19 protein-coding genes and 4 pseudogenes are annotated in these 22089 nt (G+C 57.8%); 15 read left to right on the top strand and 8 right to left on the bottom strand.

What is annotated here, in order from left to right; all coding sequences use genetic code 11:
* Window positions 1–333 precede the first annotated feature (333 nt).
* The 4 genes and pseudogenes from ACFSNN_RS35405 to ACFSNN_RS35385 all read right to left on the bottom strand — a co-directional run.
* Window positions 334–783 (bottom strand): annotated as a pseudogene (locus ACFSNN_RS35405) (transposase); the annotation flags it as partial.
* Between the two features lie 112 nt (window positions 784–895).
* Complete coding sequence (locus ACFSNN_RS35400) at window positions 896–1483, bottom strand: group II intron maturase-specific domain-containing protein (protein ID WP_279631198.1); 588 nt, start codon at window positions 1481–1483, stop codon at window positions 896–898.
* A gap of 20 nt (window positions 1484–1503) precedes the next feature.
* Complete coding sequence (locus ACFSNN_RS35390) at window positions 1504–1785, bottom strand: reverse transcriptase domain-containing protein (protein WP_279631197.1); 282 nt, start codon at window positions 1783–1785, stop codon at window positions 1504–1506.
* A gap of 22 nt (window positions 1786–1807) precedes the next feature.
* Window positions 1808–2509 (bottom strand): annotated as a pseudogene (locus tag ACFSNN_RS35385) (IS110 family RNA-guided transposase); the annotation flags it as partial.
* 736 nt (window positions 2510–3245) lie between these two features.
* On the opposite strand from ACFSNN_RS35385, the gene ACFSNN_RS35380 reads away from it, so the two are divergent.
* The 5 genes from ACFSNN_RS35380 (at window position 3246) to ACFSNN_RS35360 (ending at window position 7625) form a co-directional block, all read left to right on the top strand.
* Window positions 3246–3572 carry a tripartite tricarboxylate transporter substrate-binding protein gene (locus ACFSNN_RS35380; RefSeq protein WP_134465739.1) on the top strand — a complete coding sequence of 109 codons (327 nt, stop codon included), beginning with the start codon at window positions 3246–3248 and terminating at the stop codon, window positions 3570–3572.
* The gene (locus tag ACFSNN_RS35375) at window positions 3569–4510 is read left to right on the top strand and encodes an SDR family oxidoreductase (protein WP_134465738.1); all 942 of its coding nucleotides are present in this window, start codon (window positions 3569–3571) and stop codon (window positions 4508–4510) included. The genes ACFSNN_RS35380 and ACFSNN_RS35375 overlap by 4 nt, the downstream gene beginning before the upstream one ends.
* A 40-nt stretch (window positions 4511–4550) precedes the next feature.
* Window positions 4551–6014, top strand: a complete 1464-nt coding sequence (locus ACFSNN_RS35370) for an aminomethyltransferase family protein (protein ID WP_134465737.1) — start codon at window positions 4551–4553, stop codon at window positions 6012–6014.
* Between the two features lie 65 nt (window positions 6015–6079).
* Window positions 6080–6931, top strand: a complete 852-nt coding sequence (purU, locus tag ACFSNN_RS35365; RefSeq protein ID WP_134465803.1) for a formyltetrahydrofolate deformylase — start codon at window positions 6080–6082, stop codon at window positions 6929–6931.
* A gap of 265 nt (window positions 6932–7196) precedes the next feature.
* Complete coding sequence (locus ACFSNN_RS35360; RefSeq protein WP_208949632.1) at window positions 7197–7625, top strand: RNA-dependent RNA polymerase family protein; 429 nt, start codon at window positions 7197–7199, stop codon at window positions 7623–7625.
* Between the two features lie 248 nt (window positions 7626–7873).
* On the opposite strand, the gene ACFSNN_RS35355 is transcribed toward ACFSNN_RS35360, so the two are convergent.
* From ACFSNN_RS35355 to folD, 4 genes and pseudogenes are all read right to left on the bottom strand, one after another.
* The gene (locus tag ACFSNN_RS35355) at window positions 7874–8605 is read right to left on the bottom strand and encodes an IS6 family transposase (protein ID WP_134465736.1); all 732 of its coding nucleotides are present in this window, start codon (window positions 8603–8605) and stop codon (window positions 7874–7876) included.
* An 89-nt stretch (window positions 8606–8694) separates the two neighbouring features.
* On the bottom strand, window positions 8695–9084 hold the full coding sequence (locus tag ACFSNN_RS35350; protein WP_134465802.1) for a dihydroneopterin aldolase: 390 nt from the start codon (window positions 9082–9084) through the stop codon (window positions 8695–8697).
* Window positions 9085–9342: 258 nt separating this feature from the next.
* A pseudogene (gene kynB, locus ACFSNN_RS35345) lies at window positions 9343–10023 on the bottom strand (arylformamidase).
* Window positions 9996–10898 carry a bifunctional methylenetetrahydrofolate dehydrogenase/methenyltetrahydrofolate cyclohydrolase FolD gene (gene folD / locus ACFSNN_RS35340; protein WP_134465735.1) on the bottom strand — a complete coding sequence of 301 codons (903 nt, stop codon included), beginning with the start codon at window positions 10896–10898 and terminating at the stop codon, window positions 9996–9998. The pseudogene kynB and the gene folD overlap by 28 nt, the downstream one beginning before the upstream one ends.
* Window positions 10899–11251: 353 nt before the next feature.
* On the opposite strand from folD, the pseudogene ACFSNN_RS35335 reads away from it, so the two are divergent.
* From ACFSNN_RS35335 to ACFSNN_RS35290, 10 genes and pseudogenes are all read left to right on the top strand, one after another.
* Window positions 11252–11455, top strand: a pseudogene (locus tag ACFSNN_RS35335) (transposase domain-containing protein); the annotation flags it as partial.
* Window positions 11456–11833: 378 nt separating this feature from the next.
* Complete coding sequence (locus ACFSNN_RS35330; RefSeq protein WP_134465734.1) at window positions 11834–12583, top strand: SDR family NAD(P)-dependent oxidoreductase; 750 nt, start codon at window positions 11834–11836, stop codon at window positions 12581–12583.
* An 88-nt stretch (window positions 12584–12671) separates the two neighbouring features.
* On the top strand, window positions 12672–13460 hold the full coding sequence (locus ACFSNN_RS35325; protein WP_134465733.1) for an electron transfer flavoprotein subunit beta/FixA family protein: 789 nt from the start codon (window positions 12672–12674) through the stop codon (window positions 13458–13460).
* Entirely contained in the window at window positions 13461–14435 is a 975-nt protein-coding gene (locus ACFSNN_RS35320; protein ID WP_134465732.1) for an electron transfer flavoprotein subunit alpha/FixB family protein, read from the top strand. It abuts the gene before it with no gap.
* Window positions 14436–14490: 55 nt separating this feature from the next.
* Entirely contained in the window at window positions 14491–16104 is a 1614-nt protein-coding gene (locus ACFSNN_RS35315) for a phytoene desaturase family protein (RefSeq protein WP_377689205.1), read from the top strand.
* 95 nt (window positions 16105–16199) lie between these two features.
* The gene (locus ACFSNN_RS35310; protein WP_134465729.1) at window positions 16200–18278 is read left to right on the top strand and encodes a (Fe-S)-binding protein; all 2079 of its coding nucleotides are present in this window, start codon (window positions 16200–16202) and stop codon (window positions 18276–18278) included.
* A 127-nt stretch (window positions 18279–18405) separates the two neighbouring features.
* Window positions 18406–19209 carry an IclR family transcriptional regulator gene (locus ACFSNN_RS35305; protein WP_134465728.1) on the top strand — a complete coding sequence of 268 codons (804 nt, stop codon included), beginning with the start codon at window positions 18406–18408 and terminating at the stop codon, window positions 19207–19209.
* A gap of 17 nt (window positions 19210–19226) precedes the next feature.
* A complete protein-coding gene (locus ACFSNN_RS35300; RefSeq protein ID WP_134465727.1) occupies window positions 19227–20141 on the top strand; it encodes a LysR family transcriptional regulator in 915 nt (304 codons plus the stop codon).
* A gap of 44 nt (window positions 20142–20185) precedes the next feature.
* Entirely contained in the window at window positions 20186–21031 is an 846-nt protein-coding gene (locus ACFSNN_RS35295) for an HpcH/HpaI aldolase/citrate lyase family protein (protein WP_244323152.1), read from the top strand.
* 93 nt (window positions 21032–21124) lie between these two features.
* The gene (locus ACFSNN_RS35290; RefSeq protein WP_134465726.1) at window positions 21125–22006 is read left to right on the top strand and encodes a helix-turn-helix transcriptional regulator; all 882 of its coding nucleotides are present in this window, start codon (window positions 21125–21127) and stop codon (window positions 22004–22006) included.
* Window positions 22007–22089: the final 83 nt, after the last annotated feature.

Raw genomic sequence — 22089 nt, 5'->3', positions numbered from 1 at the left:
GGGGCGCGAACTCCGTCTCCCAGCGCAAGCTTCCAGCTTCTGTCGCCTAACTCGAAAGCGACATACAGCGAGCCGACCACCTTTGAATCCTGCCCACCACGGGCCATGTCCGGTGCGTTCATTTGCGTGCTCCCACGAAGAAAACGGATGACGATTCCGTTTTACTCCTCCAGCTTTGCCTTTGCTGCCCTCATAGTATCTAGGGAAACGCTGATCAATCGGCTGGTCGTCCGCGTTGTTGGCGAGACGATGTGAAATTGTCAGGTTAGCGAAGGAATTTCTGATAGATCGAGACGAAATTGGCCCGCATTCGGGCTTCACCTCCCGCATTTTTCACACACATGACGGATTGCTCCCATGAGTGGACAGCAGCCGATTCTTCGCGATCACCAGGTTCGCCAAAGCGAACAGGCTGAACAACTGCGCCGTGTTCCTGGCCAAGCCTTTGTATCGGGTCTTGCGATGGTGAAACAGGTTCTTGACGATATGGAATGGATGCTCGACCCGCGAACGGATCTGCGCCTTGGTTCGCTCGACCGCGATCACCAGGTCCTTCAGCAATCCTTCCTGTATCGCCTCGATCTTTCCGCGCTTGGCTGCGAAGTGCCACTTCACCGTCTTGCCTTTCATTTCGTCGCGCTTGTCTACGCCAATGTAGCCCGCGTCGGCGAACGCCTCCTCTTCATGCCCGTGCAGCAGGGCATGCGCTTGCGACACATCCGACACGTTGGCCGCCGTGCCAACCACACTGTGGACCAGACCCGAATCGGCATCCACTCCAATGTCGGGTAGCGGTAGCGCATTGCCGCGCCACCGCCCCCTAAGAACCGGACGTGCGAGTCGCCCCGCATCCGGCTCAAGCCATTCCTCAGCCCCATCGAACAGGACCGGGCAATCAATCATCGATCGCGGCTCCGCGACGAGCAAAGTACGACGACCACGCAGGATCAAAGGGATTTGCCTGACCACGTATCTTCACGTGGCGAACAATTGAAATCATCGTGGCTCGAAACAGCCGAATCACTCCGCGGTCTTTGGTCCGCGCAGTAAAGGCCCAAGTACGATTTCCCTCTACCCGGAAGTATCTGTGCTTCACCCACCCCGTGCCTTTATTGGGATGCCGACGCATGGCCCATTTCCATAAGAGGTGCCAGATGTGAGCATCAATCGACGTAAAGCGAGACTTGGAAACCACATGACGGTGGTACATGGCCCAACCCCGAATCACAGGGTTGAGTTGTAAAATAAGATTCGTCTGTGTGGCACTTCTGTTCTGTCTCACGATTTCCCTAACCTTTTCCAACAGGACCTTCGCGTTCCTGTTGGCCGGTTTGATGAGCAGCTTACCGCCGTACTTCCGTACGTTCTGCCCAACGAAGTCGAACCCGTCGGCGATGTGAGTGACTCTGGTTTTCTCTTCCGAGAGTTCCAGCCCCCGAACGATCAGAAACTGCTTGATCGCAGGGAGTACGTTCTGTTCCAGAATCTCTTTCGATACTCCGGTTACGACGAAGTCGTCAGCATACCGATTGACGTTGACTTGAACTTTCGGCGAGCGCGTGGCGTCGGCCCTACGCTGGCATCTACTGCCGCTTCAAGTCCGTCCAACGTCATGTTTGCGATGACAGGTGAGATGATGTCTCCTTGCGGAGTTCCCGCCTCGGTCGCGAACAGGGTGCCTTTATCGATAAATCCGGCCTTAAGCCATCGCCGCAGGACCACCTTATCCATCGGTATATGTTTGAGGATCCAGTCGTGGCTAAAATTATCGAAACAGCCACGGATGTCTCCCTCTAAAACCCACTCAGGCGAGCAGACTGATGCCGCGCAGCGCCATCAACGCTTCGATTACCGGCCAAACCTGGCTGGCGTGCGCGGCTGTCTCGACTTCGCGGTCGAGGCTGGCCACGCGCCTGCCACAGGCCTGCACCGTGTCGATATATTCCTGCTGCACGATCTGTTGCTCCGGTCGGGCAAATTTGATGCTTTCGAGCCAGCGCCAGTGCGCTTGCGTCCACCTGGAGCGGCCCGTGTAGCGATGACCATGGCGCGACAGAAACGACAACAGCCGTTGCTTGGCCTGGCGTTGCAGATGCTTCATGTCCTCACGCGCACGGGTCAGATCGCGCAGCGCCTCCTGTGCCTCATCCGGAATCCACACGGGGCTCAACTCGCCGGCGCGATGCAGGCGCGCCAGGCTCAGGGCATCGCGCCGGTCGGTCTTCACCCGTTCGCCCGGTTTCTTCGGAATCAGCGACGGCGCGACGACCTGGCAATCCTGCTTGAGATCCCGCAGCTGTCGGCAAATTGGGTAGCCACAGGGGCCGGCTTCGTAGCAAAACGCCAGCCGTTCCGTGCGTCGCTTGAGCTGTGTAACCAGTTTCGCGATGGCTTCGGGCGTGTTCACGATCTCGCCCATATACCGCACCTCGCCGGCCGTGTCAGCGACCGCCACGGCAATCGTTTCCCGATGGACATCCAGGCCCACGTACTTGCTAAACTTGTTCATGACCTGCCCCCTCAATGGCGGCTCTGAGCCGCGGCGTAACCGACCTCAAGCTTAATCCGCGTACCTTGAGGTGCGGCAGGTCCATACATGATGTCTAGCTGTTCCAGCGTCTTCCACTGGCGAAGACCGTCGACGACTACGACGCGCTGTAGCGGAAGATGGCCGCCGAGCTCCGCTGACCCGTACCCCTACCACGCTTCTCACGCCTTTCACGCCTCAGAAACCCGCTCTGAGATGCGTCGTTTGTGGACCGCATACGTTTATGGAAAGTCCTGTCCGATTGTCGAAGCCACACAGCTCAGCTGTCCCTGCATTATCAAGGACAAGATTTTGAATGATCTGTACATCATAGGGTTATGGTTATCCCTATAGAAAATCGATAAAACTTACTTTAATCTACGGTTATTGCCAGCCAGATCGTGGAGAGGCCGCCCAGGCGCACATGAAAACGCAGGCGCGCGGGGCGATTGCTGCCACCACTTTCGCTGCCGGTTGCGGTGTTCATCTGGCTTGGCGCTGAGCGCATCTAACGCCAGCACGGCAATAAAAATTTTGGAGACAAGGAGATGCCTAAACCTCTTTTGAAAAGGCTTCGTATGTGTCTCCCGGTACTAGTGGCATTTTCCGCGTTCCCACTAGTTGCGCAGGAGCAAGGTCAGTCGCGGACGATGACGATGATCATCCCGTTGTCCGGATGCTCCGCAGTTGATGTCCTTGGACGTGCGTTGCGGAAGGGATTTCAAAGGCCCCAGGTCAACCCGTCGTTGTACTCAACCGCGACGGAGCTGGAATGACTTTGGATATGGATCAACTAGCCAAGGCCAAGCCTGACGGCTATACGATTGTCTTCAGCAGCGACGTCGCGATCAACATGACGCCACTGGTGATGCGCAGCGTTTCTTACAAGGATGGCGACTTCGAGGCTGTCTGCCGTCCAAATGTCCTCGATACGGTTGTCATCACCGGCCCCAACTCCTCGATCAAGTCTTTCGAGGACCTGATTGCTGTTGGGCATCCGTGGGCAGCACAGACAAGACTCATCAACGCAAAGGAGATCTCATGAGTGAGAAGGTCGTCATCAGTGGGGCGTCGGGAGACCTCGGTCGCCGGGTCACCGCTCTTCTGCAGCAGGAGCCAGGTGTCGAGCTGACGCTCGTCACGCGGACCCCGGAACGGCTTGCCCAGAAGCAGGCGAAAGGCATCACGGTGCGTCGGGGTGACTACTCCGAGCCTGAGTCGCTGGATACCGCGTTCGCCGGCGGCGACGTACTGTTCCTCATCAGCGGGCTCAACCTCGGGCGACGCGTTCCCGAGCACCGCAACGCCATTGCGGCCGCGAAGCGCGCAGGCATACGCCACATCGTCTATACCTCCGTCGGCGGTGTCCAGTCGGGCAACCCGGCGCTGTCGGCGAAGGACCACTACCAGAGCGAGCTCGACCTGCGCGAATCCGGCCTAGCCTACACCTTCCTCCGCAACCATCTCTACGCCGAAATCGTCAGCAACATCTGGATCGCTCCGGCCGCCACGACGGGGCGTCTTGAGCTCGCCGCGGGGCGTGGATCGCTGTCTCCGATCGGCAAGGAGGATATCGCGCGGAGTGCGGCCGCGGTCCTGCGGGCGTCGGAGCATCACGCGGGCGCCGTCTATGACATCACCGGCCCGGAGCTGCTGACGGTGGCAGAGATCGCGAAAATCGGCTCAGACGTTTACGGCGTGCCGATCGAGTACGTGCCCGTCACCGCCGAGGAGCGTCTCGCCTACTTCGACTCGGTCGGGATCCCGCGCACCTACGACCCGTCGATGGCACTGAGTACCGACGGGCACATGTGGGCCAGCGACGAGCTGGTCACCGCAGACGTGTCCCAGGCGGAGGACTTCCAGGCGATCCTCACGCACCACGTGAAGCAGATCACCGGACGCATGCCGGAGTCGCTTCGCTCGGTGATGGAGCGCGTGAAGTCTGTTCGCTACGACCAAATCGGGGCTGTTGCGCAGTGATGCCGCCCGGCGCCAATCAACAAGAAATCGGAGAATCACGATGACCAACGAAAACCCAGTTCCCCCGAGCCTGAGTGTCTACGATGTGCCGGTCTATCCGGACGTTGCCACCTACGGCAACGTCCTGGGAAGCCTGCGTATCTGGGAGGGCGACGGATGGAAGCGCGAGTCGATGTCCTGGAAGACGGGGGCTTACATCGCGTCCAACCTTAGTGGGCTGCCGGAGATCACGTTCAGTGGGCCGCATGCTCAGGAGTTTCTGTCGCGGGTCAGCGTCAACAACGTCTACAAGTGGCCGATCGGCACGTCGAAGCACCTCGTGTCGGTGAACGAGCACGGGCTGATCGCCAACCACGGGCTGGCCGTCCGCGACAGCGAGGATTCGTTCCGCCAGTTCGCGTCGATCCCGTGGCTTCCGTATCTGGCGGAATCCCTTGGCATCGACGTGCAGGTGGACTACCGGCAGATCTTCCTCTACCAGGTGGCCGGTCCCTCATCTCTCCAGGTGCTCGAGCGCCTCATCGGCGAGGAGCTGCGCAGCGTCGCGTTTCTCGGTTTGAAGAAGGTGCGCATTCCTGGCATCCCGGCGAATGTCGAGATCGAGGTTTCGCGAATCGGCATGGCCGGTACGCTCGCGTACGAGCTGCGCGGACCCATCGAGTACGGACCGGAGGTCTTCGACGCCGTGTACCGTGCCGGTGCCGACGTCGGAATCGCGCGGCTCGGCTGGCGCACCTATGTCGTCAATCACACGGAGGGCGGATTCCCGCAGCAGGGCTGCACTTTCCTGCCGTCGGCCTACGGCGACCCTGGTTTCGCGACGCACCCTGTGTTCGGAATCACCGCCCCGGATGCGAGCGCCCCGGCTGCGAACACCCCGAATGCCGGCCTGCCTGGCAGCGCCGACCCCACCGACATGCGCGCGCGCATGCGCACGCCTTTCGAAGTGAACTGGGGCTGGGTCGCGAAGTTCGACCACGACTTCATCGGTCGTGCCGCTCTCGAGGCCGAGGCCGCGAAGCCGCTGCGCAAGACCATAACCCTCCGCTGGAACAAGGAAGACGTGCTCGACGTGTTCGCTTCGCAGTTCGAACAGGGCGAGGAGTACAAGAACTTCGAGTTCCCGACCACCCCGCCCTCGCCGGCGGGCGGACATGCTGACCTGGTGACGAAGGACGGCGTCTCGGTGGGCATTTCGTCGCTGGCGGTCTACTCGTACTACTACCGCGAGATGATCTCCCACGCGACGATCGACAGGGACCAGGAGATCGGCAGCGAGGTCGTCGTCCACTGGGGCGATCACGGCGGACGGATCAAGGAGATTCGTGCGACCGTCGAGCGATTCCCGTACCTCGACCTGCCTAGTAACAAGGATTACGACCTCGATAGGATCCCCTCGGGAGTGGCGAGCGCGGTCATCGCACACCCGTGCGGTGAGATGACCGCGCGGATCCCCAACTCCCCGACGACCGAGTGCACGCGAGTGCAGGAAAGAGAAAGATGATGGCAACTGTGAACACCGAGACGGCGCGCGCCAGCGCGGGGGAACCTGTGGCACCGGATCCGCGGATGACCGGGCGGCTGATCGTGCAGTGCCGGGACCAGCCCGGCATCGTGAGCACGGTCAGCCGGATACTGACCGAGGCCGGGGCGAACATCGTCTCCCTCGACCAGTACTCGACGGATCCCAGCGGGGGGCGGTTCTTTCAGCGCACGGAGTTCCACCTCGAGCACTTCGCGGCGAAGCGCGCCGAGCTCGAGGCGACCCTGCAGGAACATGTCGGCGAAGCCTACGGCGCCGACTGGGCTCTCACAAGCCCTGCCCAGTGCAAGCGCGTCGCGATCATGGTGTCGAAGACGGAGCACTGCCTGCTGGAGCTCCTGTGGCGCCAGCGTCGGGGGGAGCTGCCCATCGACGTCGTCATGGTCATCTCCAATCACTCGGATCTCGCCAACGAAGTGCGGGGCTTCGGGATCCCATTCATGCATATCCCCGTCCACAGCGCGGACAAGAGCGCTGCCGAGCGTGCGCAACTCGAGCTCCTGCGCGGCAACGTCGATCTCGTCGTCCTCGCCCGATACATGCAGATCATCTCGGAGAGATTTCTCGAGGAGGTCGGCGTACCGGTTATCAACATCCACCACTCATTTCTGCCGGCCTTCATCGGCGCCGGGCCATATCAGAAGGCCAAGGATCGTGGCGTGAAGATGATCGGAGCGACAGCCCACTACGTGACGGCGGATCTCGACGAGGGACCGATTATCGAACAAGACGTCGCCCGCGTCGACCACACGCACACCGTGCGCGAGCTCCAGAAGAGGGGCGCCGACATAGAGCGCCGCGTTCTCGCACGCGCGGTCGAATGGCACTGCCAGGACCGCGTTCTGCGACACGGCAATCTCACCGTTCTGTTCCCCTAGGATAAGCGAGAGGCGGTCCATACCAGATCGGCCGCCTCTCGTCATGCGCACGCGGGTTACACAGCGTCGCCGACCTCCTGCGCGGTGGACGGTGGCTGGGCGGTATCCACGACGAATTGCAGGAAGCGGCTACTGCCTGCCCGCTCGGTCCGAGTGTCGGTGCCGATCCAATCCTCACCGCGAAGGGGCTGCGGCTAAAATGTCGCGGTGAAGTACGGCGTAATTGGGCAGATGCGACAGCAGTACCCCGTGCCGCCGATGTGGGGTGATTTCACCCTTACTCAGCAACATCTACCTCACCGAGGCGGACCGGATGCTGGAGCGGGCGAAAGACGCCACGCGTAACGGGAAGTACACCTACGTCGAGTATGCCCGCTTCGCTGACCATCTGGTCGTGCTGATCGATGCTCACCCGCGCCATGACTGGCTGCTGGGGGCGGCAAGCAGACGACTGCGGGAGGAGTTTGCCAGACTACAGGTCGAGGTGAATGATGAGAAGAGCCGCACCGTGGATCTGAGATGCAAGGAGAGCTTCGGCTTTCTGGGGTTTGACTTCCGTCAACTCCGCAGCTTCAGGACACGGGCGTGGCCAGCGCATTACACGCCGAAGCTGAAGAAGCGTACGGCGCTGCTGCGCAAGCTCGAGCAGATATTCCGGCGATACCAGTCGCAGCCGGTAAATCGGGTGGTATAACTCATCAATCCGGTGTTGCGGGGTTGGGTGCAATACTTCGCTGTGGGGGACTCCAACGAGGCTTCAACTTCATCAAGGACTGGGTGGAAAAGAAGATCCGGCGCTACATGGGGCGATCCCGGAACCGAAGGGGCTTCGGCTGGAAGCGGTGGAGTAGGCGCTGGCTGTATGAGGAACTGGGGCTGTTCAAGGCGCTGTCAAATTGTTTGGCGTAGTCTAGCTGGATCACAAAAAACAAGTCGTCCTAATTAAATAACCTTCTCTACCACGGCAGAGATTGTCCAGCCATGCCATGTGGCGAGGCGTTCCTTGAGTATGGTGCGATGACATGCTGCGTTCATCTGATGTCTGGGCAGCGCGAAGTGCTGCCGGATCGGGCCAAAACATGAGAGAAACGCTTGCGTGTGACGCGCATCGCGAAAACCGCACATCTGGCGTTCGCGCCTGCGGGTTGGCTGGTGGCTTTTCTCGGCGCGGTTGTTCACGCGTGCAGCCGCTTTGACGAAAACGTGCTTTACCTGAGCGAGCTCGGGAATATCAGCCTTCGCCGCTGGATAGCTGCGTAGCTGGTCGGTAACGATCCTGCGTGGCACGGGGTTTGAACGCAGCACCCGCCGGAAGAAGCGCTTGGCTGCGGCTCTGTCGCGCCGCTTTTGCACCAGCACGTCGAGTTCGGCACCATGTTCGTCGACCGCTCGCCACAACAGATACGGCTCGCCGCGGAGCGTCACGAACATCTCGTCCAGATGCCATGTATTGCCCGGTTTACGCCGCGCGGCCTTGGCGCGCTGGTTGAATCCCGCACCGAACTTGTCGCACCAGCAACGGATCGTTTCGTAGGTGACCACGACACCACGCTCGAGCAACAACTCTTCGATGTCGCGCAGGCTCAGGCTGAACCGGAAATACCACCGAACCGCGCAGCTGATGACGACCGCAGGAAAACGGTGGCCGTGATAAAGTGATTTTGCCTTCTTCATCGCCTCATTCTACCGCCGCATCCCCGTCAACCTGACAAAGCCTTCACGAGCAATGAACGCCGTCGGGGGTGGCAAACACCGGTCCGCGATCATTTTCCGCCGTCAGGACGAATTTTAAAAACCTCCGTCCCCACCGACTCACACCCCTGGTAAACCGCCAGTTTTTCAGTTTGCACTCGTACCGCTCGCACGCGGCCCTCCTCGAATAGCGCCGCGACAATTTCGTCACACATCGTCTCCTGAAGTCGAATGTGGCCACGAGAAAGCACTGACTGAATGGCGCTCGCGATAATGTCGCTGTTCACAATCTCGTGCAACTCGTCGCGCTCAGGCGTCGAGCACCGCAAGGCAACGAACAGGTCCACGTTGAATCTCATCTTCTGTGGCCTCTCCAGCTCTGACTCGTAGGCGCCTATCCAGGCATCCGCTTGGTAGTTTTTAACAAATACCCTTCGGCAATCGATTAAGGCATTGGACATTATTAGGTCGGTCATGACTCTTGCACCTCAAAACGCTAACACCTTACAGGGGCTGCGAAACTAAAACCAGAGAACAGCCGTGTCACTTCCACGGCCTCCATTCGTCTCGAATTTTCGGCCAGGCTGTTTGTGGACAGAGTCGGTCACTCGTGTCCATGGCAGCCGATGATTGCATCTTCTACCCAGGCCGGCCGCACGGTCCAGACCAGATGCTTACTAAACCATGCTTACAATAGAATCTTTAAGGAATGGTGCCAATCAATAGGTTCGTAAGATGGCGCGGACCGGGCTGGCGTCGACCGATACCAGTTTGAGCGGCAAAGCAATGAGTTCATAGACACCCACTGTAACGTCATCCAAAACAAGGCCCTCAAAGATAGCCATGCCGTGATCTCGCGCGCGATGATGCGCATCCATAGTTTTTTAATTTTGGAGGTCTAGAGATGGAGTGTCGATGCCAATAAGCTTCACACCTCGCTCGGCGAGCCAGTCGATCGCGTCGGCCGATACGGCCTTGAAGTCGTTGTTCCATTCTGCAATCGAGGCTTGAGCGCAAGTGCGAAGAGGTACGCGCGAGGCGAGACCCCAAGGTATATCGCTGAGAGCCACGTCGATGTCTTTAATGGTGACCACGGGTCCTGCGGATTCGACATGCAAGGCCAAACATTCGCCCAAATAGGTATCTATATCAACCAGTCCGATAGCGACTCCCTGTTGGTCATAATGCAACGGCGCATCAGCATGCGTCGCAGTACGGGGCGGCAGCGTCATACTGCCGACGTTTGACGGCGAACCCGACTCCATATCCCAGACTCGCTCTGTGCTTATTGGAGTGTCACCTGGCCAGATTGGCGTAGTAGCGTCTATGGAAGCGCTGATGTCAGTGCATGAGAAAAAGAGGTGGAAATGGCTTACGCCTTCCCCGCTTCGAGATCGGATTCCATGCTCCCACGCGCTTCGATTTGTGCGGCCCGCTCTGCCGATTCCAGTGTATTGACGAGAAGCATAGTAATCGTCATCGGCCCTACTCCGCCTGGAACCGGGGTGACATATCCCGCGATCTCACGAACGGATGCGAAGTCAACATCCCCGCACAGTTTCCCTTCTTCGGTCTTGTTCATGCCGACATCGATAACTGTTGCACCGGGCTTGATCATTCCGCCCGCCAAAATGTTCCGCTTGCCAACGGCCGCTACGACGATGTCCGCAGTCAGTGTGTGGTGGCTCAAATCCTTAGTCTTGCTATGGCAAACGGTGACGGTTGCGCCAGCGTCCAGGAGCATTAGCGCCATTGGTTTGCCAACGATATTCGAGCGCCCAATTACAACAGCGTTCATGCCAACGGTTGGAATCTCATACGCTTCCAGCATCTTCATCACGCCATATGGGGTACATGGTCGAAACTTTGGCAATCCGGTCATTAAGGCACCGGTATTTGCAACATGAAAGCCGTCGACGTCTTTCTCCGCAGAAATAGCCTCTATCACTTGGTGGCTGTTGATATGACGGGGCAGAGGGAGCTGAACCAGAATTCCGTGCACGTTAGGATCGACGTTCAACTCTCGAATACGCGTAATCAGTTGCGCTTCTGTCACGTCCGCCGGCAACCGGTCAAGGGTCGAGAAAAGTCCGTTTTGTTCGCATGCTTTCACTTTGTTACGGACGTAGACCGCGCTTGCGGGATCGTCCCCTACCAGGATGACGGCAAGGCCGGGAGTAATGCCCTTTTCTCTCAACGCGGCAGCGCGGCGTAAGACCTCTTCGCGCAGCGCCTTCGATACCGCAAGCCCATCGATGATCTTTGCTTGGTTCATTTTTTTTCGACTCGAAACTTCAAAGTTAAAGTCACAGAGGCAAACGCGCGCTGTCTCGAATAAGCGGCAAGCGACTACCGCGTAACGATTTTCCAATAGGAAGAAGGTTGTGCTTCAGGACCACAGTTGCATCTGACGTTTACGTAATCGCGCTAGGCCGTATCTTCCCGAAATTCCTGGGACTCTTCGACAAGCCATGTTAGCACGTACTCCTCGTACCCAATATCGAAGTACAAGAGATACTTCTTCTCGCCACGATGGATCAACATAGCAGGAAAACTCGCAAATCGGGTGGTCGCAGCTTGCCCGATCCCACGGCTCGCTGGGTCAATATCAATCGAGCAACTTTGAGAGGGCGCCGCGGATGGCTGTTCTCAGATACCGTCGACGGGGCGAACGCAAGCGCCAACCTGTACTCCCTCGTGGAGTCGTGCAAGGCGAATCGTATCGACCCGTACCGCTATCTCGCCTGGTTGGTCCAGCGCCTCCCGCTGGCGAAGACCGTCGACGACTACTACGCGCTGTTTCCCTGGAAGATTCCAGCCGATCTCCGCTGATCCGCTTCGCTACCACACCTCACGCGCTCTGCACCTTACTCTGAGGGGCGTCGTTCGTGGACCGCTTACGTTGCATCGTGACAGCGCCTCGCGCATCCACGTTTTTCCTAGGATATGCCCGCGACATCATCCCCCTATTGATGTCCTGGCACCGAATTTCATGGATTGGCGCATTTCCTGATTTCCTCGTAAGCAATCGATAAATAAGGCCAGATGCGGGGCATATTGGAGCGGCATTCCGGGCGATGCACAAATGGTGGGATAGAAATATCCTAGGTTAAATAGCTCACTTTTACACCGCGCTAGGTACGCACTAGGATGTGCTCACTGCACACGATGCACGGACGCTTTACTTATTCAAATGGAGACATATCCGATATGAAGCACGCTGGAAAAGTTGCGATTGTCACCGGCGGCACTGCAGGGATTGGTAACGCGATCGCCAAGCGTTTTGCCCTCGAAGGCGCGCATGTTGTCATCGCCGATATCAACAACGCGACGGAAGCCGCGGCTGAGATATCGGAAACGGGTCCTGAGGCGCTCGGCGTCTCCGTGGATATTTCGTCAGAGTCAGATGTGGAGACGCTCATCAGTAGCGTTATCGGGAAGTTCGGCCACATCGATATCCTCGTCAATAACGCCGCGATGTTCGGCACTCCAAAACCCTTCGAAGAGATCGGTGCTGCCGAATGGCGGCGCATGATGGAAGTGAACACCCTGGGACCGTATCTCCTTTGCTGCGCCGTCGCGCCTCATATGCGAAAGCGCAAAGATGGCCGCGTTATCAACATCGTCTCGAGTTCGGCTCAGACGGGGATCCCCTACATCCTCCATTACGTTGCGAGCAAGGGTGCCATGATCGCCTTCACGCGTTCCCTCGCACATGAGTTGGGTAACGACAACATCACCGTCAATGCGATTGCGCCGGGCTTTACGCTCAGCTCGCGGATCGCAAATCAGTCGGAGCGTGTCGATGCGTTTCGCAAGAACTACGGTCACCTCTACGCCATCAAGCGCGATGGCGTGCCCGATGATCTGGCCGGCGCCGCCAGCTTCCTAGCTGGGGTTGATGCGAGCTTCATTACCGGTCAGACGCTGATTGTAGATGGCGGGATGGAAAAGATCTGACGGTCACAGGTGCTAGGGCGCGACGAGTGGTCCGGGCCAGGCACCAGATCTTTCACTCAATCGATTCTGAACATTTTCTGGACATGAAATGAAGATCGCAACTTTTGTCAAACACGTTCCCGTTTCCGCGGTGACGCCGAAGATCTCGGCAAGCCGTGACCGTATCGAAGATGAAAACCTGGCACATGAGGTCAATGAAACGGACCTGTATGCGATCGAGGAGGCAGTCCATCAGCGCACCCAACATCAAGGTAGCGCCATCGCCATCACTATCGGTGTCCCTCGCGCGAAAGAGGCGCTGCACGTCGCGTACGCGCGTGGTGTTGATCAGGCCATCCACGTGGTCGATGACACGCATCGGGGCGGCAATTCGGTGGTGAGCGCTGCGGCCGCAGCGGCAGTCGTCAAAGATCTGAACTGCGATGCGATCTTCACGGGGATTCAGGCCGACGATGATCTGCTGGGGGGCTTCGGTATTGCTCTGGCCGAATCGCTTGGCCTGCCGGTAGTCACCGCGGTAACCGGTATCACCTTTGATCCGGCCAACAAGCGTGCGACGGTGATTCGCGAACTTGGCGCAGGCTTCAAGGAAGAGCTCGAAGTCGACCTGCCGTGTGTCTTCACGATTCAGTTCGGTATTCGTCCGGTCCGTTATCTGCCGGTCATGGCTGTGGTCAAGGCTCGTACCAAAAAGATCGATGCTTTGTCGCTCGACTCGCTCAACCTGGCAGTTGATGCCGAGAGCGCCAAGCGCAAGCTGCGCGTGCTGGAGTTTGCCCGTCCGGAAAGCCGCGGCAAGTGCGAAATGATCGAAGGCGAAGCGGCCGATGCCGTCAAGCAGCTCGTAGAAGCTCTTGTCCAACGCGGGGTAATCTGAATGTCCAAGGTTAATGTCATTGTTGTTTGTGAAGCCGGTGTTGGTCAGACCGAATCGGCCAATGCGTCACTGGTGGCTGCAGCCTCGAAGCTGGCTCGCAGTCAGGGCGGTCGCGTTTGCGCGCTGCTTATCGGCAACCAGGTCGCAGCGGTGGCCGCCGAACTGGCCAGTTACGGAGTGGAAGTTCGCGTGGCGGATGCGCCGCAGCACACCGATTACAACCCATCGGTTTATCTGAACGAGCTGAACAAGCTGATCGAGGCCATCAACCCGGGGGCGATTCTCGCCGCGCATACGTACCTCGGTATGGATCTCGCGCCGCGTCTGGCGGCCAAGCTTAAGGTCGCATTCGCCACCAACTGCATTGACGTCAACGTAGAAGACGGCGACGTGTGTTTCACGCGGCCAATGTACCGTGGCCGACTGATCGCCAAGGTGGCGCTGGACACGACGCCGCTGGTTGCCACCATGCAGCAGAGCGGCGCCAAGCCGGAGGCGGCGATCGAAACGGGTACCGTGGTTGCGGTCGAAGCTTCGGCAGGCGCCGATAACCGAGTGCGTCCTATCCGTACCATCGTGCCAGAGTCATCGGGGGTCGATATCGCGAAGGCCGACATTGTGGTTTCGGGTGGCCGAGGTTTAGGCGAGCAAAAGAACTACGCGCTTATCGAAGAGCTGGCTGATGCGGTTGGCGGTGTGCCGGCCTGCTCGCGTCCGCTGGTCGATATGGGGTGGTTGACAGTTTCGTCGCAGGTCGGTCTCTCGGGCAAGACGGTGAAGCCGAAACTCTATATCGCCTGCGGTATTTCCGGCGCGGTCGAGCACGTCTATGGCATGAAAGAGGCTGGTGTAGTCGTGGCAATCAATAAAGATCCCGAGGCCCCGATCTTCAAGACGGCCGATATCGGCGTCATTGGTGATGTGCTCGAGATAATTCCGAAGTTGACCAGCCAGGTCAAAAGCGTGCGCGCGTAACTTTCGGAAGATCTACACGAATAGCCGACAACCTTAGAGACAAACAGGATTGCTTATGAGCGAAGAACGTTTTGACGGCATTATTATCGGTGCCGGTCACAATGGCCTGATCACGGCAGCCTACATGGCGAAGGCCGGGCTCAAGATGGCCGTATTTGATCCTCGCATCAACGTTGGGGGGGGCTTCGCGACGGAAGAGCTGTCGGCGCCGGGCTTCAAACACAATACGCACGCGATTTTTACGAAGATGCATGATAGCCCTGCGCATCATGACCTTCAGCTCGACAAGTATGGCGTCGAGTATATTTTCCCGCGCGTGAAAAAGGCCTATATCAATCACAACGGTTATTTCCTTCACTATCAAGACATCGAGGCGACGGCTCAATCCATCGCCCGCGTTTTTCAGAAGGACGCCGATACCTACCGACGGGTCGCCCGCCAATGGCTGCATTGGTATCGCGACATTATCCTTCCCGATATGTATTCGGCACCCACGCCGCCCGATATCTGGGAAGCGGAAATTCGCCGAAAGCCGGGTGGTGCAGAGTTTTTGCGGGTCGCACTCGGCTACAGCCCGCTGGAATACGCGAACGAACTGTTCGAGTCGGATCTGGTCCGCATCGCACTTGTACGTGGTGCGGTGATTTCCGAATACGATCCAGCCACCAAAGGCATTCCCTCCTTGGTGTTTGCCACGATGATCTCGTGGTTTGCCCAGAAGAACGCGATGGTGCGGGGTGGGACGCGGCAGGTGGCCGAGGGCATTCGGCAAGTCATCGAAGAAAACGGCGGGAAGATTTTTCTAGGCAATGGCGTCCAGAAAATCATCGTTGAAAACAATACCGCGAAGGGCGTGATTCTCGATGACGGCCGTGAATTTTACGCAGACCGTTTTGTCGCGAGCAGCGTCAACCCGGTGCAGACGTTCCTGTTCATGATTGACGAGAGCCATTTGCCGGAATCGGTCCGCGAAAAGGCAGCGAACTTCAAGTTCAAGGAGCAATCGATCTTCCGCGTGTTCCTGTGCCTGAAAGAGCGACCGCTCTTCACGATGGCGGAACGCGAGCCAGATCTGAATCACAGTCTGTACTACACAATTGGATACGACTCGCCAACTGACATGACGCGAATGATGCAGCAGGCGAATGAAGGCCTCGTGCCTGACGTTACCGGTCTGAGCGGCGGTATCCCGACCATCCATGATCCGTCACAGGCGCCGCCGGGATTTCACACGGCTTTCTTCTCGATCCTCGCCCCGTTTGATCTTGCCGATGGCGGCCCGGGGAAATGGAACGATGTTTCACGCGACGTCACGGAAAAGCTTCTCGCCAAGCTCCGCGAGTACGCGCCGAACGTGAAGGATGCGAACATCATCGGGAAATTCCCCTATACGCCGGTCGATATCGAGGCCTGCATCCCGGACATGATGAATGGCGATATCTGCCAGGGGAAAGTCTGCCCGGAACAAAGCGGGTTCAACCGCCCCTGGGCCGGTATGTCGCAATATCGCACCTGCATCGACGGTCTTTACTTATGCGGTGCATCTTCACACCCTGGTGGTCTGGCTGTGGGAGGCCCCGGCTACAACGCCGCGAATGCCATTGCTGAAGATCTCAAGATCGAGAAGTGGTGGCCCCAGTATGACGCGACCAAGATCGTGACGATCTAAGCGGGCTGCACAGGCAACTTAGCTGCGAATACTAAAAATGCGCCGCCGGGTTTGACGCCCGGTGGCGGTATCAGAACGTACCAAAAAGGTTTCGTATGACCGAGCTGGATACACCAACGCGGCAATTATTCCGGCACATGCCGTCGTCCGAGGTCGCCATTTTTTACGCGATTGCACTCGCGGCTTGTTTGATCTTCTGCTACGGAATCTGGCTGAGAGTCAAGAAATACCGGTCTGGCCGGAAGGGTCCCGAAAAGCTGATGCCGTCGCTGCGGCAGATTCGCTTGGCGATAGCGGCGGTCGCCAAGCACAGCACGCTTCGCAAACGAAATCCCTTTGTCGGATTTGTGCACATGATTATGTTCTGGGGTTTCGCGGCGTTGTTTACCGCCACGGCTCTCATTACCATCGATCATGACGTACTGGCGCCGATCAGCGAGAATCTGCGCTTCTGGAAGGGGGATTTCTACCTCGGTTTCCTGCTGGTGCTCGATATTCTGGCCGCGGGGTTTGTGATTGGTGTCGCGCTGTTGATTGGTTATCGCTATCTGGCGAAGCCTGCGCGGCTGGACTATGCGCGCCGTGACCTGAAGCCCGAGGCTTACGACCGGACCGGCTACAAGCGCGATGACATGTTGTTTGCGTGGAGCCTGCTTATCATCGGTCTCACTGGCTTTCTGCTCGAAATTCTTCGTATTCTTGCCGACCGGCCGAAGCATGAAGTATGGGCCGTTGTCAGCTGGCATCTGGCCAACGTGTTCGAGTCGCTGGGCGTCGCGGCTGCCGATGCCAATGCGTTTTATCCGTACGCATGGTGGTTCCACGCGATCCTGGTGTTCTCCTTTATCGCCTACATTCCGTACTCCAAGGCGATCCACATGTTCGTGGCCACCGTCAACCTGGCGCTGAAAGATCCGCTAGCCGGCAAGCGCCTGCCGGCGCTAGATCTGGAAGCTGCCAGCTCAGGCTACACAAGCATCACGGATCTGACGGCCAAGGAGTTGATCAATATCGATTCCTGCACGAAGTGTGGCCGCTGCCATGCTGCTTGCCCCGCGGGGGCAGGGGGGTTCCCGCTCTCGCCGCGCGATGTCATCCTTAGCTTGAAGGAGCAGGCCGACGCGAAATTTGGTGGCGCAAACCTGTTTCATGAAATCAAGCCTGAACCTGCCAGCGAAAACGCCAACCTGATCGAGCCGAAAACGCTTTATTCGTGCACTACATGTCTTTCCTGCGTGGAGACGTGCCCAGTCGGTGTCGAACACGTGCCGCTGATTGTGAAGATGCGGCGTGCGCTGGTCGAAGAAGGGACGATGGAGACCAACCTGCAGAAGGTGCTCGAGCGCATTGCGATGACTGGGAACTCGTTCGGGCAGCCCGAGGACGAGCGTGGTTCGTGGACATCATCGCTGCCCTTCAAAGTGAAGGACGCGACTCAGGAGCCGGTGGATGTACTCTGGTTTGTCGGCGACTACGCTTCGTTCGACGCGGGCCTCCAGGAGATTACCCGCAAGGTCGCCACGATTCTGCATCGCGCAGAGGTCAACTTCGGCATTCTGTATGCAGCCGAGCGCAATTCCGGGAATGACGTACGCCGGGTAGGTGAGGAAGGCCTTTATCAGATGCTCGCCGAAATGAATATCGCGGCGATTGCACAGGCTCAATTCAAGGAAATCATCACGACTGACCCGCATTCGTATAACACGCTGGTCAACGAGTATCCGGAGTTCGGCGGTACCTACAAGGTGCGCCATCATACCGAACTCATTTGGGAATTGATCGAAAGCGGTGCGTTGCCGGTTGCAAATCGGTTGAGCGGTGCAGCGACGTATCACGACCCTTGCCATCTGGCCCGATATGTCGGTGTGACGGATGCGCCGCGCGCGATTCTTGGTGCGGTGGGTGTCGAGCTTCGTGAGATGCCGCGTAACCGAGAAAATACCTTTTGCTGTGGTGCGGGCGGCGGTCGCATCTGGATGACAGACACAGGGGACAAAGACCGTCCTAGCGTGCAGCGCATTCACGAAGCGCTCGAGATCCCCGGCTTGGAATACTTCGTCGTGACGTGCCCGAAGGACCTGGCGATGTATCGCGATGCGGCCAAGACGGTGGGTAACGAACGACTGAAGGTCACGGATCTGGTCGAGTTGGTCGAGGCCGCGACAGCAAGTTAAGGCGGCACCAGCGATTCAGACGGCTCGATTGATTCGAATCGCTTCGTGATGTGGATTGTTTACTACGGGAATAGCGGTGCCATTTGCACTGCCGGCAGTGAGGCGTCGAGACCTCGCCGGTGGTGCAATGGCACCGGTCAAGAGGCTCACCATCGTGAATCCGTCCAGTACCGTCAAGTCAGCCGTCAGAGTACTCAGTCTGTTCGAGTTGTTTGAATATGAGAAGCGTCCACTGCGGATTAGTGAGATCGTGGACAAGCTGGATGTACCTCAGTCAAGCATTTCAATGCTGATGCGCACACTGCGGGAGCGCGGCTATGTCGATTTCAATGCGGTAAGTCGGGATTACATCCCATCTCCACGGCTGTCTTTTCTGGGTGATTGGGCCGCGGGTGGGGCAGCCAATCGGGAGGCCATCCAGACAGAAATGAGGCGTCTCGCAGATGAGATCGGTGAAACCGTCTTGCTCGGGCGCCAGAGCGGTTTGCTGCTTCAATACCTGGCCATCATTCAAGGACAGCACCCGGTTAGATTGGTCATCAGTACCGGTTCATTGCGACCGATGCATCGAACGGCGATCGGGATAGTTCTGTTGTCTCGCATGAGTGACGATGAGATTGGCCGGTTTATTCGCCGGTACAACGCGGAGCATGGGAAGAATTATGGAATTGCCGGCCTTGATGACGTAATGAATACCGTAGGCGAAGCGCGCCGTACCGGATATTACTGTTCGATGGGGATGGCGAGTTCGCATGCTGGCGTGGTCGCCCGCGTTCTTCCGTCCGTTCGTGGACATGGCGAAATGGGGCTTGGAATCGGTGGTCCCGTTGAGCGAGTAAAGACAAACTGGATACAGTGGCTCGAGATTCTCAGCGGCATTTCGCTGTTCGGTCGTGACCGGAAAGTCTCTTCATCTTCTACGTCTCAATAAAATTTGAGGAGCACTCCTTGGATCGCTTCACCCAGATGGACCTGTTTGTCCAGGTCGCGGAGCTCGCCAGCATCACGCGCGCCGCGGCACTACTTGGTCTTTCGGATTCTGTCGCAAGCCGAGCAATTAGTGCGCTTGAGGCGCGGCTCGGCGTGCGATTGCTGGAGCGTACCACCCGGCGACTTTGGTTGACCGAGGCCGGACAAGCCTATTACGAGCGTTGCGCGAAGCTCATGGCAGATATGGCTGAGGCAGATGCCATGGTGGATCAGTACAGCACGCATCCGTCGGGACAACTTTCGCTAACTGCGTCGCCGTCGTTCGCGATGATGTACATAGCACCCCTATTACCGGAATTTCGGCGCCTCTACCCGGATCTCACGATACGCATTCTTGCGGCCAATCACTACGAGGATGCCATCGATCCTGGTATCGATCTTGCCATTAGAACGCGTGAATACGAGCCGGATTCCGGAATCACGATTCGCAAACTTGCACAGGCCAGATATGTTCCCGTGGCTTCGCCGCACTACATCACCGAACATGGAACCCCGACAACGCCAGCGGATCTGGTGCGGCATCGGGTGTTGATGTATTCGGTGTCCAAGGAATCGCCGCCTATCACTTTCTCGAAGGATGAGAACAAGGAGTCGGTTCGAGTCAAGCCAGTGTTGACGTCGACGGAGGGCAGAGTGCTCTGCTCCGCGGCGCTTGCGGGCGAGGGCATTGCTATCCAACCGATGTTTACGCTTTATGACGATGTACAAGCGGGGCGTCTTGTCCCGCTTCTCCGGGACTGGGCATTGCCACACGTCACGGTGAATTTGGCATTCCACACCCGGCGTCACCAGCCGGCCAAGATCAAGGTGTTTGCCGATTTTCTCACCGCACAATTTCTACAACATGAGTTCGGGCGTAAGTGGATGGAGTAAGCGGCCACGCGACACGGAATCACTGTACGACTGAAATGATCCATATGACCAATTTATTGATGACCGCCATCCGCGAGGCACGGACCTTCCTCTTCGTTCCAGGAAACCGACCGGAGCGCTTCTCAAAGGCGGCGGCGAGTGCGGCCGATGTGATCGTCCTCGACTTGGAGGATAGTGTGCCGCCGCAAGATAAGGAAGCCGCACGTGAGGCGATTGCCGCGGCGCTGCCTGCGTTGATTGAACAACGAACGGTCATGATTCGTATCAACGCTTTGCGGACTGATGTCGGCAGAGCGGATGTGGCATGGGCTGCCACGCACGGACATGGCGTCGCCATAATGGTTTCCAAGGCTGATGATGCCGGTGATCTGGTGGCTGCGCTTGCGAGATTGCCTAGGTGTCCTCTGATGCCCCTTATTGAGTCAGTCGATGGCTATGCCGGACTGGACAATATCGCACAGGTTGCGGGTGTTGCCCGACTTTCGCTTGGCACGATCGATTTCATGGTCGATGCAGATATGCAGTGCGACGCGCAAGAGACGCAGCTTGCACCATTGCGCTTTGCTACCGCCATGGCGAGCCGTCGGTATGGGCTCGCCGGTCCTGTCGACGGAGTGACTGTGAACGTTTCAGATATTGCGCATTTGACTGAAGACACCATGCGAGCTCTGCGGTTCGGCTTTGGTGGCAAACTCTGCATTCATCCGGCTCAAATCGGACCTGTACACGCGGCACTTTCGCCTAGCCGCACGGAGCTGGATTGGGCCCGGCGCGTGATCGATATGGATCAACGCAGTGGCGGTGCTGCGGTGCAGTTGGATGGCCGGATGGTCGATGCGCCTGTTGTTGCGCAGGCGCGTCGCTTGCTGGCTCGGGCACCGAAAGAGTAAGTCGAGCGCCACATCTCGCATAATGTGGGGGAGTACGGCGTTAGTAACGCAAACTCGGGCATCGGGCTGAAGGTCAACGAGAAGATTGGTCGAATGGTGCCGCTGGATGCAAAGTCCGGCTTTGGAAACAAAAATTTATCAGAGGAGACGTTTGTGGCAACTGGGTCAAGCGAGCGAGGAAAGCAGCTGGGTGAGTTCCTCAAGTACATGCGTGCACATACGACGCCAGAGAGCCTCGGTCTTGACTCATCCGGTCGACGTAGAACGCAGGGGCTGCGGCGCCAGGAGGTCGCAGACGTCGTTGGCGTCAGTGTTGACTGGTACACGTGGCTGGAGCAGGGCCGAGATGTCCAGGCCTCTGAGAGCGTCGTCAAGAGGCTGAGTCAAATTTTTCGATTGAACGCGGATCAGCATGCGTATTTGTTCCGACTCGCTCGTCCACAGTCATACTTGGTCGAAGATATTGTCACGTCGGTACCGGACCGATTGCTTGACATGATCAACTCGCTTCGGGATCGACCAGCTTATATACGCAATATCCGCTGGGACATCGTTGCTCATAATGCTGCTTTCGCGAAGATTTTCAGCTTTTCGAGACAACCGGAACTCCCCAATATAATGCGGATGCTGTTTGCGGAATCGAATTTCCGGGCGATTACGGACAACTGGACTTCGATTATCGAACAGGTGGTTGCACGGTTTCGAAATGACCGAAGTCGAAATCCAGAGGACGAGTGCTCGACTGAATTGATACATGAATTGCAGGCGATAAGTCCTGAATTTCGTGAGTTATGGAGTCAGTATCGGGTTACGGAGACCTCGCCATATCCACTGGAAATAACTCACCCTGTTGGCGGCCGATTCAGGTTGGATCGCGTTCCATTCCGACCGGAAACTACTTCGGGATTGACCGTGGTGATCTACCTTCCAGTCGATGAAGAGTCTCGTCGGGCTGTCTCTGCAATGTGTAGCTGACGTCTTGTCGGCGACTCAATCGGGACCTGCTGCGGGGTGCCCTTGCTGCATGCGGCAACCATAGGCGTTACAAATAGGACTAT

Origin of the sequence: Paraburkholderia dipogonis, from assembly GCF_042680985.1 — a bacterium.
GTDB lineage: Bacteria > Pseudomonadota > Gammaproteobacteria > Burkholderiales > Burkholderiaceae > Paraburkholderia > Paraburkholderia phytofirmans.
This window is presented reverse-complemented; position numbering and strand designations above follow the sequence as displayed.